The organism is Salibaculum sp., from assembly GCF_035270045.1.
GTDB lineage: Bacteria > Pseudomonadota > Alphaproteobacteria > Rhodobacterales > Rhodobacteraceae > Salibaculum.
In genome coordinates, this window is the sequence record NZ_DATFIP010000055.1 from 128,878 (window position 1) to 141,322 (window position 12,445).

Below are 12,445 nucleotides of genomic sequence, written 5' to 3' on the forward strand. Positions count from 1 at the left end.
CGGCGGCACTGATCAGGGTCAGAGCGCCGGGGTCGTAATTCGGATGATGGGCCGTGCGTGTCTCATGTCAGGACCGCTTATAGGCCCCGTCGCGGCAGGGGTAAAGTAGGGGGCGAGGCAGGCCCCGGCGCGCCCGGCGTCAGGCCGCAAAAAGCGTCCCCACACCATAGGCGATGGCTGCGGCAGTGCCGCCAATCACCAGGGTCTCGGTGCCCGAACGCCACCAGGGCGCCAGCGACCAGCGGCTTTTCCAGACGCCAACGGCGAAGAAGACCCCCATCGTCAGCCCGAACGACCAGCCGAACGGCGTCGGAACCACCAGGAGAAAGGGCACAAGCGGCACCATGCCGGCCAGCAGAAAGGCGGCGAAGGTCGCCAGTGCGGCCCGCAGCGGCCGCGGCTCGACCATCGAAAGGCCGTATTCGCCCTCCATCATGAGGTCGATCCAGGCTTTCCGGTCGGCCGCGATGGCCGCCACGGCGTCCTCCAGCACGGTGCCGTCCAGTCCCTTGGCGCGCAGGATCTCGCGCACTTCCCGCCGCTCGCCCTCGGGATTGTCGCGAATATGGCGTGCCTCCACGGCGCGCAGGCGCTTGATCTCGTCCAGTTCGGCCTTGGTGGCCGAGTAATTGCCGGCGGCCATTGAAAACCCGTCCGCCAGAACATTGGCCAACCCCAGCGCCACGATGACGAAGGGCGAAAGCCCGGCGCCGGCCACCCCCGCGACAATCGCGAGGGTCGTGACCGACCCGTCGATGGCCCCGTAGATCATGTCGCGCAGGTGGCCACGCCCGGCGGGGGCGTTGATGCGGGCCTCCACTTCGGATTGGCTGTGTCCGTGATCTTCCATGGGGGCACCCTGCCCATCCGGCGACCCGGCTGCCTTGTCCTGAATCAACCCCTTGGCCCGGCCTGGGTGATGACCTATTCATCCGCCATGCCGTTGCCGCCGAAATTCGATGTCTCGGAGGACGAGATCGCCCGCGTCGTCGCCCGTTTCTACGAACGTGTCCGCGCCCATCCCAAGCTGGGGCCAGTCTTTGCCGTTCATGTCGACGATTGGCCCGCCCATGAAGAAAAGATCGTCCGTTTCTGGTGCAACGCGATCCGGCATGAGCGGGTCTACGACGGCAACCCGGTGCAAGTGCACGTGGCCGCCGGAAATGTCCGCCCCGGCATGTTCGAGACCTGGCTGACGCTTTTCGATCGGGTCCTGGCCGAGGAACTGAGCGAGGCGCAGGCCCGGTCCTGGTCGGCGCTGGCGCACCGGATCGGGGCCAGCATGCGCGCGGCCGTGGTCGATCGCCAGAAACCCGGCGAGGTCCCGATCCTGCGCTAGGGCCGCGTGAAAAGCCCCGTCAGGGCCCGCTTGACCATGCCGCTGACCGAGGGGCGCGCAACGCTGCCGAAGGGCAGAGGGCGGCAAACCTCCATCGCCGCCACGCCCACGCGCGCGGTGAGCGCCCCGTTAACCACCCCCTCGCCAAAGCGGCGGGAGACCTTGGACAGGACCCCACCGCCAGCGACCGAGCCGATCAGGTCATCGCCAACGGCTACCGCCCCCGTGGCCACCAGATGCGTCAGCACCGAGCGGGTCAACCGCCAGCTGCCCAGCGCGCCCGACCGGCCACCGTAGATTTCCGCGATGCGGCGGATCATCCCGATATTGGCCGAAAGCGCGGTGAAGATGTCCGCAAAGGCGAGCGGAACCACCGCCGTGACCGTCGCCACCCGGCGGGCGGCGGCCTCGACCTCCAGTCTTGCGCGCTTGTCCAGGGGTTCCAGCATCGCGGTCTCGGCCAGCCCCAGCAACGCGTCCGCGTCCAGCACCTCGGCCTGCCGGTCCTTGAAAGCCGCGCGGCCCCAGGCGGTATCCTCACGGTCCTTGTAGAGCGCCAGCAGGCCATCCGTGACCTCGCGCGCCGCGCCCAGCGCGCCATCGGTCAGAGCCTCGGCAGACCGCGATTGCAGCCGATCCACCCGGCGCAGCCGCAAGAGCGCCGACAGTTCCCGCAGCGCGATCAAAACAAGCACAAGGCAGAATATCCCCGTCAGTCCCAGCGCCAATGTCCCGAGAAGCGGCGACCGTGCCAGCAGCCCCGTGATGAAATCCCATGCGGTAACCGAGACGGCAAAGCCCACCAGCGCCAGCAGGCTGCCCCAGAACCACCGCGCGAGCCGCGATCCCCGCCGCGCGGCCAGATGCGCGGCCGTCTGCATCGCGGCCCGGTCGGGTGCGTCCTCGGGCACCGGCGGCGCGGCATCCGGCGCGATCACGTCACTGTCGTCCAGGTCGATCAACACCGGCCCCTTGCTCATAGCCTGTCCCCCAGCAGGAATTGTGCGGCCCGGTCCAGCCGGATGTGCGGCGGCCCCTCGCCCGGTTTCAGCGTCAGCGGAAGCGGCGCGAAGCGCATCACCTCGTAATCCGCATCCAGCCAGGCTTCCGCGCCCTTGCGCGCCGGGGCCAGAAGGTGGGCCGGATCCTCGGGCAGGGCGCCGGGATGAAAGGCCGCGCGCTTGTCCGAACCCAGAAGGCGCCCCCGCACCACCGCCAGTTCGGCCCCGTCATGGGTCACGCGATCCTCGTCCGTGGCGCGCAGGGCGGCAATGGACATGGCGCGCACCTCGGCCCCGGCAAAGGCGGCACGGTCGCGCGCCTCGCGCAGCAGGCTCTCCGTGATCGCGGTCAGACGGGGGTGCTGTTCATGGTGCAGGTGATCGGCCTTGGTCGCAGCGAAAAGCACCCGGTCGATACGTCGCCCCATAAGCAGGCGGCTGAGCACATCGTTTCGCCCGGGCCGGAAAGCCGTCAGGATATCGGCCATGGCGCGGCGCAAGTCCTCGACCGCACGCGGACCGGCATGGATCGCGCCGAGAACATCGACCAGCACGATCTGCCGGTCGATTTTCGCGAAGTGGTCGCGAAAGAACGGCTTGACCACGTTGCGCTTGTAGCTGTCGAAACGGCGTTCGAATTCGCGCCACAGGCTGTGGCGACCGGGTCTTTCCACCGCTCGAAGCGGCGCGAAGGTCAGCACGGGCGAGCCTTCCATGTCGCCGGGGAGCATGAACCGCCCCGGCGTGCAATCAGAATAACCCGCCTCCCGGGCGGCGTTAAGGTGCGCGGTATAGGCCCGGGCCAGCCGCTGCGCCACGGGTTCGTCTAGTCTGGCCGAAGCATCGGTGCCAGCCAGTTCCGCCAAGTAGTCGCTCCCCCCGGGCCGGTCCTCGATCCGGGCCAGGACTTCGGCGGACCAGCCTGCGAAGTCCTTGTCAAGCAGCGACAAATCCAGCAGCCATTCGCCGGGATAATCGACGATATCGACATGCACCGTCCGCGGCCCCTGAACTGACCCGATAAGCCCGCCCGGCTGAACCTTCAGCGAAAGGCGCAGTTCGGAAATCCGGCGAGTGCTTTCGGGCCATTGCGGATCACGCGCGGTCAGGTCTGCCAAGTGCGCCTCGTAGTCGAAACGGGGCACGGTATCGTCGGGCTGCGGTTGCAGGTAGGCGGCCCGGATCGCCCCGCGCGCGGCCGGCTGGAACTGCGGCATCCGCCCCCGGTCCAGAAGGTTGGCCACCAGCGAGGTGATGAAGACGGTCTTGCCCGCGCGGCTCAGCCCCGTGACGCCAAGTCGGATCACCGGATCGGTGAAGGGCGCGGAAACGGTGCCGGTCACCCTGTCCACCCCGCGCGAAATCCCGTCTACAAGGCTCGAAAGAACCACCACCGCCCCTTTCCTGGCCATTCGGCGCAAAGATAGGCGGGCGGCCGGGCAATGTGTAGGGATTGATTTCGCCCCCACCCGAGCCTAAGGCCTGCCCATGCCCCGCTACGCGCTCAAGGTCGAATACAACGGTCAGCCCTTTCACGGCTGGCAGCGCCAGACCGAACTGTCGACGGTGCAAGGCGCCATCGAGGGCGCGCTGGCCCGGCTGGAACGCCGTCCCCATGCCATCGTCGGCGCCGGGCGCACCGATGCGGGAGTTCACGCCCTGGGCCAGGTGGCCCATTGCGACCTCGACAAGGACTGGGCCCCGTTCCGCCTGTCCGAGGCGCTGAATTACCACCTGCGACCCGCGCCCGTGGCCATTCTCGATTGCGCGCGCGTGGCCCCGGACTGGCACGCGCGTTTCTCGGCGGTCGAACGACGCTACGATTTCCGCCTGGTGGCACGCCGCCCGCCCCTTACCCACGACAAGGGCCTTGCCTGGCGGGTTCCGCAAAGGCTGGACATCGAGGCGATGCGCGCGGGTGCGGCGCACCTGTTGGGGCGGCACGATTTCACGACATTTCGATCCTCGATCTGCCAGGCCGACAGCCCGGTCAAGACGCTGGACGCGCTGGAGATCGAGCAGCACCCCCGCCCCGAAGGCGGCATGGAATTCCGGTTTCATGTCCGCGCGCGGTCCTTCCTGCACAACCAGGTGCGCAGTTTCGTGGGCACTCTGGAACGGGTCGGCGTCGGCGCTTGGGACCCTGTCCGGGTGAAAACGGCACTCGAGGCGCGCGACCGCGCCGCCTGCGGCCCGGTCTGTCCGCCCGACGGGCTGTATCTTGCCGGGGTCGGCTACGCCCGGGACCCGTTCGCGGGTTGACGGCAGCAAGCGCCCGCCTGTTCGACGGTTTCGCGTTTCACCTTTCGGATGTCCGGGTTACAACTTGGCAACGAGGCTGCGCTTCAAGGGGGATGCGTGCGACTTCTGACCGGTTTCATCGCTATCACGATCTGGCTCTGGCCACTCTGGGCTGCCGCCCAGGATGTGCGCCTGACCCTTGAAGGCGGTGACGAGGCATTGGAATCGCAACTTCGCAACGCATCGCTCCTGGTGGCACTGGAGCGTGACGGTGCCGAGGCCCCGCAGGATTATGTCGCCGCCGCCCGGGCCGATTACGAACGGCTTCTGACCGGGCTCTACCAGGCCGGCCACTACGGCGGCACGATCTCGATCCGCGTCGATGGGCAAGAGGCAGTGACGCTTGACCCGTTGCTGCCGCGCGCCTCGGTTGGGCAGGTCGAACTGCGCATCGAGCCTGGCCCGCGCTTCAGCTTCGGCCGCACCCGGGTGGCACCGGTAGCAGCGGCTACCACACTGCCCGAGGGGTTTGCCACCGGGAACCCCGCCCGCAGCAACGTCATCCGCGAGGCCACACGCGCGGCCATTGCAGGCTGGCGCGCCGAGGGTCACGCGCTGGCCGAACCCATCCAACAGGACATCACAGCCAACCACCCGGCTCGGGAACTGGACGTGGCGGTGCGGATCGCGCCCGGCCCGGTGCTGCGCTACGGCGAGATCGCCGTGACCGGGGTCGAGCGCAGCCGCCCCGCGCGCATCCGGTCCATCGCCGGTCTGCGCCCGGGCGACCGTTTCGATCCCGCCGCAATCGCCCGGGCCGAGGCCAACCTGCGCCGCACTGGGGCCTTCGCTTCGGCCACGGTGATCGAGGGTGAAGAGGCCAATACGGACGAGACACTGCCCATTGCCCTGCGCATCGTCGAACAGCCCCTGCGGCGGCTTGGCTTCGGGGCCGAGTATTCCACCGTTTCGGGGCTGACGCTGTCGAGCTTCTGGCTGCATCGCAACCTGCTTGGCGGCGCGGAACGGCTCCGCATCGAGGCAGATATCACGGGGCTGGCCGGCACCACCGGGGGCATCGACTATGGCCTGACCGCCAGCTTCCTGCGCCCGGCGACATTCCGCTCGGACACCGATTTCTATGCTGATCTGGCGATCGAGCAGCGAGACGATCCACAGTTCGTCGAACGCCGGATAATGGTCGAGGCAGGCTTCATCCGCCGCATCCGGGACGAGGCCGTGGTCGAGCTTGGGCTGGGCTACCGCGCGGGCGAGGTCGAGGATTCGCAAGGAACGCGCCGCTACCAGGTGCTGACCCTGCCCATCGCGGGCACGCGCGATCGCCGCAACAACGAGTTCGACGCCACCTCGGGATATTATGCCCACCTCGAGATCATGCCCTTCTTGGGCCTGGCGGACAGCGGCAACGGGGTGCGGGTCTACGGCGACGGGCGCGTCTATCGCAGCTTTGGCGCCGAGGACCACGTCACACTGGCCCTGCGCGGCCAGGCCGGGGCAGTCTGGGGCGCGCAGGCCGTGGACGTTCCCGCCAGCTTCCTGTTCTTCTCGGGTGGCGGCGGCACGGTGCGGGGCCAACCGTTCCAGTCCCTGGCCGTGGACCTGGGCGGCGGCAACGAGATCGGCGGGCGGGCCTTCGTGGGCGCACAGGCCGAGGCCCGTGTCGGGATCACCGAGAACATCGGTGTCGTGGGATTCTACGACACCGGTTTCATCGGCGCGGATGCCTTCGATTTCGGCAGCGGGAGCTGGCAGTCCGGCGCAGGCCTGGGCCTGCGCTACGACACCGGGATCGGGCCGATCCGGCTGGACCTTGCCGCCCCGGCAAGCGGCCCCGACGCGGGTGAACGGCTGGAAGTCTACCTCGGCATCGGGCAGGCTTTCTGATGCGGTTTACCCGACTCTCCCTCTGCTTCGTGCCCCTCTGCATTGCATTGGTCACTCCGGCACCGGCCCAACAGGCCGAGGACGACCGCGGCTTCCTGACCGGCCTGATCGAGGATGCGACCTCCGGCCTGGGCCGAGAGGTTCGGCTGGAAGGCTTCGAAGGCGCGTTGTCCTCGCGTGCAACGGTCGCGGCGATCACAATCGCCGACGATACCGGTGTCTGGCTGCGGCTGGAGGACGCCAGCCTGCAATGGAACCGCGCGGCCCTGCTGTCGGGCGAGATTCGGATCGAGGAACTGGCCGCCGACCGGATCATCCTGAACCGGGTACCGGAACCCGCAGGCGGCCCCGAGGTGCCTAGCGCGCAGGCCACCCCCTTTGCTTTGCCCGACCTGCCCGTCTCGGTCGAGATCGGAGAGATCCGCGCGGAGCGGATCGAGATCGCCGAACCCTTCCTCGGCGAGCCCGTCTCTGCGCGGCTGGCAGGGGCGCTGTCGCTGGTCGGTGGGTTGGCCGATGCCGAGCTTACGCTGGAACGGGTGGACGCCAAGACCGGGCGCTTCGCCCTAGACGCCCGCTATGACGAGGCCGCCGGCCAACTCGCGCTGTCCCTTGTGGCCGAAGAGGGACAGGACGGCATCGCAGCGCGAATGCTGGGCCTGCCCGGCCGCCCGGCCCTGCGGCTGGAGGTTGCAGGCGACGCGCCGATCACCGCCTTCGATGCAGAGCTTGCCCTCGCGACCGACGGGGCCGAGCGGGTCACCGGGCGGTTCCAGCTGGGCCGCGAGGGCGACGCGGCCGAGGCGGGGGACGAAACCTGGTTCAACCTGGCCCTGACCGGCGACCTGCGGCCGCTGTTGCAAAAGGACTACCACCCCTTCTTCGGGCCCTCGTCCAGTATGCTGGTCTCGGGGGTCCGCGAGGCCGAAGGGGCACTGGACCTGACGTCATTGTCCATCGAGGCCGAACAACTGAGGCTGGGCGGATCGGCACGGATCGGGGCGCAGGGCTGGCCCGAGGCCTTCGATTTGACAGGCCGCATGGCGGCGGCGGATGGCCAGCCGGTCCGCCTGCCCGTCTCGGGGCCCCGCACCGAGGTCGCAGAGGCCAGCGTCGACCTTCGCTACGACGCGGCGGCGGGCGAGCGCTGGACGGGCCGGTTCAGCGCACGGGCGCTTGAGAACCCGGACGTTTCCGTAAACCGTCTGACCCTGCGCGGGGCGGGCACCATCACCGAGGGCGCGGGCGCGGACCGCGGGCGCTTTACCGCCGACCTGGACTATTCCGCCGCGGGCATCGCACCGGCCGACCCCGCCCAGGCGCGGGCGCTCGGATCCGACATCCGGGGCAACCTGCGCTTTGCCCGGCTGGAAGGCGAACCTTTCGTGGTGCAGGCCCTGACCCTGCAGGGGGCAGGGTTGTCGGCACGGGCCAATGCCATCGTCAGTGGCCCCGAGACCCGGTTTCGCACCCATACCAACGCCCGGATCGAGGCGCAGGATTTCGGCCGATTCTCGGGGCTCGTGGGCCGTCCGCTGCGCGGGGACGGGCAGATTGTGCTTTCGGGGTCCCTGCAGCCCTTCGATGGCATCTTCGACGTCGACCTGAGCGCCGGAACCCGCGATCTGGGCCTGGGCATCGCCCAACTCGACCCGCTCCTGACCGGCGCGACGCGCCTGACACTGACCGGCGCGCGCGACGAGAGCGGCACCCGGCTTGAAAACCTGACCCTGCGGGGCGACCACCTGAGCGCCGACGCCCGCGCCGAGATCACCCCCGAGGCCGCCACGGGCACGGTCGAGGCCCGCATCACGGACCTCGGCCGGATCGACCCCGACCTGTCCGGTCCGGGCCGTCTCGATGCCCGCCTGCGCACCGACAGCGGCGGGGTTATCACCGCCGATACGGTCCTGACCGCATCCGACACCAGGCTGAACGCCGAGGTCACGGCCACACCCGAGGGCGAGGACTATGCCTTGGCTGGCCGGGCCGTGCTGGACGCCCGCGACCTGTCACGGTTCTCGGGCCTGACGGGCCTGCGGCTGGGCGGAGCGGTGACCGTCGAGGCCCGCGGCAGCTACGAGACCGGAACCGGCGCGGCGCAGGCCGGGCTGACGGCCACCACGCAGGACCTGCGCGCCGGGCCGGCGGGGATCGACCCCTTGCTGCGCGGTGCGGGCGAGGTACGGGCCGAATTCGACCAGAGGCCAAGCGGGCGCATCGCCCTGAGCGGGCTGCGCGCAAGCCTTCCAAATATCAGTGCTCAAGGCAACGTGGACATCGGCGATGACGGGCTGGCCCGCGCCAACTTGGACATCCGGCTTGCAGATGTGGGCCTCCTGGCACCGGATTTCTCCGGACCGGCCACGGCGCGGATCGAGGCCAGGCAGGACGCCCGCGGCTGGCAGGTGTCGGGCAGCGGCACCGGCCCCGCAGACACGACCGGTCAGGCTGCCGGCCGGGTGGGCAACGACGGGCAACTCGCGCTGGACCTGGCCGGGCAAGCCCCGCTGGGCCTGGCCAATGCCTTCATCGCACCACGCCAGATCAGCGGGCTGGCCCGCTATGACCTGTCGGTGAACGGGCCGGCGCGCCCGGGCTCGCTTTCGGGCGAGGTCACGCTGTCGGACGGACGCCTGACGGCCCCGAACCTCGGCCAAGCGATCGAGGCGATCTCGGGCCGGATCGGCCTCGGCGGCGCGCAGGCGCGGCTGGACATCGCGGGCGACCTGGCCGCGGGGGGGCAAGTCGAAGCCAGCGGCAGCATCGGGCTGTTGGCGCCCAATACCGCCGACCTGGCCATCGATCTGCAACGCGCCCGGCTGCGCGACCCTGCCCTGTACGAAACCCGGGCGGATGGCACCATCCGCGTTGACGGGCCGCTGACCGGGGGCGCGCGCATCAGCGGCGCGATCGACATCGGCCGGACCGAGATCCGGGTGCCTTCGAGCCCCGTTTCGACCCTCGGCGACCTGCCGCGCGTCACCCACGTCGCCCCCGGTGCCGCGGTGCTGCGGACGTTGGACCGGGCCGGCTTGGGCGCAAGCCCCGAAACCGGGAACCAGAACGAGTCTACCGCCCGCCCCTACCCTCTGGACCTGCAGATCGATGCCCCGGCGCGTATCTTCGTGCGCGGCCGCGGGCTGGATGCGGAACTGGGCGGGTCGCTCCGGCTGACCGGCACCAGTGCCGCCGTCGTGCCCATCGGGCGTTTCGACCTGCTGCGCGGGCGCCTCGATATCCTTGGTCAGCGTTTCGACCTGACCGAGGGGTATGCCCAGTTGCAGGGGGATTTCGCCCCCTACCTGCGCCTTGTCGCCCGGACCGAGGCCCGCTCGGGCACCGATGTGTCGATCATCATCGAGGGGCCCGCGGACAACCCGGAGGTGCGCTTCGAGAGTAGCCCCGAGTTGCCTCAGGACGAGGTTTTGGCCCAATTGCTCTTCGGGCGGGACTTGTCGTCGATCAGCCCGTTGCAGGCGGTGCAACTGGCCTCGGCCGTGGCCACGCTATCGGGGCGCGGCGGGGGCGGCGCTCTGGAGGGGCTGCGCGAAGGGCTGGACCTGGACGATTTCGACGTCACCACCGACGAGGACGGCAACGCCGCCGTGCGCGCCGGAAAGTATATCTCGGAGAACGTCTACACCGATATCACCGTCGGTGCCGATGGCACCTCCGAGATCAACCTGAACCTGGATGTCACCGACGATGTCACCGCGCGCGGCAGCTTCGGGTCCGAGGGCGAGTCGAGCCTCGGTGTCTTCTACGAACGGGATTACTGAAGCGGGCCGCATTCATTCTCATTCGCGCGAACCGCTCCAACCTATTGATTTTCCATGGTGCGCACCCGGCAAGCAGGAAAACGGCGCCCGGTTTTTCGCAGCTTGTTCCAGGCGCGGCGGCCCATCGACAGGCCGGGCGGGCATTTGGCCCGGGATGACCGACCAGCCGGCCCGCCGCCCGATGCATTCTAGGCCTCTGCCAGCACCTTCTCGGCCTCCTGGAAGGGGCAGGCCACCAGCCGGTCGGGCTCTGCCGCCTCCATCGCCGGACGCGCCCGGGCGCAGCTGGGCTGTGCCTTGGGGCAGCGGGTGCGGAAGACACACCCCGACGGCGGGCTGAGCGGGCTGGGCAAATCACCCTCCAGAACGGGTCTTTCGCGGGCGGCCTCCAGCACCGGGTCGGGGATCGGCACCGAGGAAATCAGCGCTTGCGTGTAGGGATGGCGCGGCATCGCGGTGACGGCCCTGGCCGGGCCGACCTCCATCGGGCAGCCCAGGTACATGACCATGATCCGGTCCGAGATGTGTTTCACAACGCTCAGGTCATGGGCGATGAAGATCATCGAAAGTCCCATTTCCGCCTGCAGGTCCTTGAGCAGGTTGACCACCTGTGCCTGCACCGAGACATCCAGCGCCGAGACCGGCTCATCACAGACCAGAAGCTTGGGCTTGAGGATAAGCGCTCGCGCGATCCCGATCCGCTGGCACTGTCCGCCCGAAAACTCGTGCGGGTAGCGATTTATCAGGTTGGGAAGCAGCCCGACCTTGTCCATGATCGCCGCGACCCGGGCCTTGACCTCCTTGCGGGGGGTGTCGGGTTCGTGCGTGATCAGGGGTTCGGCGATGATGTCGCCAACAGTCATGCGCGGGTTCAACGCCGCCAGCGGGTCCTGGAACACCATCTGCACGTCGCGGCGATGGCGGCGGGTTTCCTGTGGCGTCATCTGCGCGAGGTCACGGCCCTCGTAGATGATCTGGCCACCGGAATGGGGGATCGTGCCGATCACGGCACGGGCCAGCGTTGACTTGCCCGACCCGCTTTCACCCACGAGGCCCAGTGTTTCGCCGGGCATCAGGTCCACCGAAAGCTTGCTGACCGCGTGAAGCTTCAACGAAGGCGTCCAGGGCCAGGCCCCCTTCGGACGCACATCGAAGGTCACGGATACATCACGGATGGACAGGATCGGATCAGCCATTCTGCAACTCCTGCTTCATTTCCGCGGGGCTGGCGTGGCAGGCGCGGGTGCGATCGTCGCCCAGGGGTTCGATCGAAAGCTTGCGCGTGGAGCAGTACTCCCGGGCGATCTCGCAACGCGGCGAAAACGGGCAGCCCCGTGGCAGGTTCGACATGTCGGGCGGCTCGCCCGCGATGGTCTGCAGGCTGTCGGTATCCCGATCAAGACGCGGCACCGCCTTGAGCAACCCGGTCGTATAGGGGTGCGACGGATCGGCAAAGATCGAGCCCGTCGGGCCCTCTTCCATGATCTGGCCACCATAAAGCACCAATGTCCGGTCGCAGAAATCCGCGACGATACCGAGGTCATGGGTAATGAGGACCACGGCGGTGTTGAACTCCTCGCGGATCTCGGCCAGCAGTTTCATGATCTGGGCCTGGACGGTCACGTCCAGCGCCGTGGTCGGCTCGTCCGCGATCAGAAGGCGCGGGCGGCACAGCAGCGCCATGGCGATCATGATCCGCTGGCGCATCCCGCCGGAAAACTCGTGCGGATACATGCTGATCCGGGCCCGGGCATCGGGTATGCGCACCGCGTCCAGCATCTGCACGGCTTGGGTGATGGCGTCCTTCTTCGACAGACCCTTGTGCAGTTGCAGCACCTCGGCCATCTGGTCGCTGACCCGGATGTAAGGATTGAGCGAGGTCATCGGATCCTGGAAGATCATGCCGATCTGGTTGGACCGCACCTTGTTGAGCTGCCGCCGAGAGAGCGACAAAAGGTCTGTCCCGTCAAAGGAGACCCGGCCCGTGGCTCCGCCGTTCCTGGCCAGCAGACCCATGATCGCAAAGGCCGTCTGAGACTTGCCCGATCCGCTTTCGCCAACGATGGCGAGGCTCTCCTTCTCGGCCACGCTGAAATCCAGCCCGTTGACCGCATTCACCGGGCCATCGTTGGTCTGAAAGGTTACGGTAAGGTCGGAAACATCGAGAAGCGCCATGT

Annotated in this window: 9 protein-coding genes; 4 read left to right on the forward strand and 5 right to left on the reverse strand. The window is 68.5% G+C overall.

Annotated features, from left to right (window positions below; translation table 11 throughout):
• Positions 1 to 139: 139 nt before the first annotated feature.
• A complete protein-coding gene (locus VJ897_RS09495) occupies positions 140 to 850 on the reverse strand; it encodes a VIT1/CCC1 transporter family protein (protein ID WP_324055369.1) in 711 nt (236 codons plus the stop codon).
• Positions 851 to 919: 69 nt separating this feature from the next.
• Here VJ897_RS09495 and VJ897_RS09500 point away from each other — a divergent pair, with 69 nt between their 5' ends.
• The gene (locus VJ897_RS09500) at positions 920 to 1,339 is read left to right on the forward strand and encodes a group III truncated hemoglobin (protein ID WP_324055370.1); all 420 of its coding nucleotides are present in this window, start codon (positions 920 to 922) and stop codon (positions 1,337 to 1,339) included.
• Here the strand turns inward: VJ897_RS09500 and VJ897_RS09505 are convergent.
• Together VJ897_RS09505 and VJ897_RS09510 are read right to left on the reverse strand one after the other, a co-directional pair.
• On the reverse strand, positions 1,336 to 2,319 hold the full coding sequence (locus VJ897_RS09505; RefSeq protein WP_324055371.1) for a YcjF family protein: 984 nt from the start codon (positions 2,317 to 2,319) through the stop codon (positions 1,336 to 1,338). The genes VJ897_RS09500 and VJ897_RS09505 overlap by 4 nt on opposite strands.
• Complete coding sequence (locus VJ897_RS09510; protein ID WP_414706717.1) at positions 2,316 to 3,752, reverse strand: YcjX family GTP-binding protein; 1,437 nt, start codon at positions 3,750 to 3,752, stop codon at positions 2,316 to 2,318. The genes VJ897_RS09505 and VJ897_RS09510 overlap by 4 nt, the downstream gene beginning before the upstream one ends.
• 76 nt (positions 3,753 to 3,828) lie before the next feature.
• On the opposite strand from VJ897_RS09510, the gene truA reads away from it, so the two are divergent.
• From truA to VJ897_RS09525, 3 genes are all read left to right on the forward strand, one after another.
• Positions 3,829 to 4,602: a tRNA pseudouridine(38-40) synthase TruA gene (gene truA, locus VJ897_RS09515; protein WP_324055372.1), complete on the forward strand. Its 774-nt coding sequence runs from the start codon at positions 3,829 to 3,831 to the stop codon at positions 4,600 to 4,602.
• A 96-nt stretch (positions 4,603 to 4,698) separates the two neighbouring features.
• On the forward strand, positions 4,699 to 6,486 hold the full coding sequence (locus tag VJ897_RS09520) for an autotransporter assembly complex protein TamA (protein ID WP_324055373.1): 1,788 nt from the start codon (positions 4,699 to 4,701) through the stop codon (positions 6,484 to 6,486).
• Positions 6,486 to 10,268 carry a translocation/assembly module TamB domain-containing protein gene (locus VJ897_RS09525; protein ID WP_324055374.1) on the forward strand — a complete coding sequence of 1,261 codons (3,783 nt, stop codon included), beginning with the start codon at positions 6,486 to 6,488 and terminating at the stop codon, positions 10,266 to 10,268. Before VJ897_RS09520 ends, VJ897_RS09525 begins: the two co-directional genes overlap by 1 nt.
• Positions 10,269 to 10,456: 188 nt before the next feature.
• Here VJ897_RS09525 and VJ897_RS09530 read toward each other — a convergent pair whose 3' ends face one another.
• Both VJ897_RS09530 and VJ897_RS09535 read right to left on the reverse strand, forming a co-directional pair.
• Positions 10,457 to 11,464, reverse strand: coding sequence for an oligopeptide/dipeptide ABC transporter ATP-binding protein (locus tag VJ897_RS09530; protein ID WP_324055375.1), 1,008 nt, complete (start codon positions 11,462 to 11,464; stop codon positions 10,457 to 10,459).
• The gene (locus VJ897_RS09535) at positions 11,457 to 12,443 is read right to left on the reverse strand and encodes an oligopeptide/dipeptide ABC transporter ATP-binding protein (protein WP_324055376.1); all 987 of its coding nucleotides are present in this window, start codon (positions 12,441 to 12,443) and stop codon (positions 11,457 to 11,459) included. Before VJ897_RS09535 ends, VJ897_RS09530 begins: the two co-directional genes overlap by 8 nt.
• Positions 12,444 to 12,445 lie beyond the last annotated feature (2 nt).